The following is a 1,643-nucleotide window of genomic DNA, read 5'->3' as shown; positions in this document are numbered from 1 at the left end:
CCGCCGCTTCTACAGCGTCGCTATCCGCAAGCGCGATGTCCTCCGCTCCCAAATATTTGCCTACCTTCAGCTCATTGACCTCATGATCTCCCCGCACCAGTACCGCGACGCTCTCGCCGTCCGCCCTGTAAATCAGCGTCTTGATGATCTGCTCCGGATTCAGGCTGTATGCCGCCGCCAGCTGGTCAATGGTGCGGACATCCGGCGTATGAAATTTTTCCGGCAATGAGAATGAGACGCTTCCAGCGGCTGCCTCGTCCCGCGTCTCCGGAGGCGTGTTCGACACGCTCTCCGCCCCGTCGAAACCGGCATTCGCCCCGTTCCAGGCAACGGTCTCGGCCTGTTCCAGGTTCGCCGCGTAGTCGCAATGCCCGCAGACGGCGACTGTATCCTCTCCGATTGCAGAGAGTGCGATAAACTCATGACTGCCGCCATCTCCGCCGATCGTCCCCGCATCCGCCTCCACCGCCCTGAAGCGAAGTCCGCAGCGGGCAAAGATTCGGTGATACGCTTCGAACATCGTCCGGTAAGACAAATCCAGCCCTTCCTCGGAGATGTCGAAGGAGTAGGCGTCCTTCATGATAAACTCGCGCCCCCGGAGGAGTCCGAAACGCGGCCGTTTCTCATCCCGGAATTTGGTTCCGATCTGGAAGACTCTGACCGGCAGCTTCCGGTAGGAGCTTACTTCGTTCTTCATCAGGGAGGTGACAGCCTCCTCATGCGTCGGGCCCAGCACAAATTCCCGCCCGTGCCGGTCGCTTGCCGTCATCAGATTCTTGCCGTACGTTCCGTAGCGCCCCGATTCCATCCACAGCTCAGCCGGCTGAAGCGAAGGCAGCATCACTTCCTGAACACCCGCGCGCTCCATCTCCTCCCGTACAATGTCTTCGACTTTGCGCAGCACGCGCCGCCCCAGAGGAAGATAGCTGTAAATTCCGGCGGCAAGCTGCCGGATGTAGCCGCCGCGCAGCAGCAGCCCGTGTCCTTCCGTATCCGCCTCCGAAGGCCGCTCCCGCAAAGTGTTCAGCAATAACTGGCTTTGTCGCATCCTAATTCCCCCTAGAAAAAAATAAAGACACATCCGTCAGGGACGAATGTGTCGTGATACCACCCTAATTCAACCGCAGGCCGATACAGCCAAGCGATCCTCAAAAGCGGATAACGGCCGCAGGCCGGCAGCGTTTCACGCCCGGAGCGTCCCGGTCAGGATGCGCGGCGCTGCCGCCTGCCTGCTTGAGAGATCGCTCCAGCCAGTGGCCGTATGCCCGTTCCAGGCATAAAGCTGCCGGTTCATGCGCTTCTTCGCTGCAGCTACCGGGGCGGGGGACAAAGCTGGCGTTTCGGGGAACCTCTCAGCCGGTGGGTTCCCTTTCTGTACCAACGCGGGATTGCTCTGCCTTCCCCGGTCATCGCTGCTGAATCAACATGTAATTTCAATTAATTTACATAAAATCGGCAGCTTAGTCAAGAGGCAAGCTTATGGCAAAATGGTCGAGCCCATCAAATATTTATCCACCTCGCGGGCGGCGGCGCGTCCTTCGTTGATTGCCCAGACAACCAGGCTTTGTCCACGGCGCATGTCTCCGGCGGCGAATACTTTTTCGACATTGGTGCTAAACTTGCCATAGCTGGCCTTTACGTTC

At 58.9% G+C, this 1,643-nt stretch carries 1 protein-coding gene and 1 pseudogene; both read right to left on the bottom strand.

The window, feature by feature from the left end; translation table 11 throughout:
- Positions 1–1,048: proline--tRNA ligase (proS, locus tag L692_RS0120465; protein WP_025701904.1), on the bottom strand; the 1,048-nt coding region annotated here is incomplete at its 3' end.
- 429 nt (positions 1,049–1,477) lie between these two features.
- Positions 1,478–1,643, bottom strand: a pseudogene (locus L692_RS32035) (glutamate synthase); the annotation flags it as partial.

It is taken from the genome of Paenibacillus forsythiae T98, from assembly GCF_000520735.1.
Taxonomy (GTDB): domain Bacteria; phylum Bacillota; class Bacilli; order Paenibacillales; family Paenibacillaceae; genus Paenibacillus_AQ; species Paenibacillus_AQ forsythiae.
The sequence above is the reverse complement of the archived record's forward strand: the minus strand, read 5'-3'. Positions and strand labels throughout refer to the sequence as shown.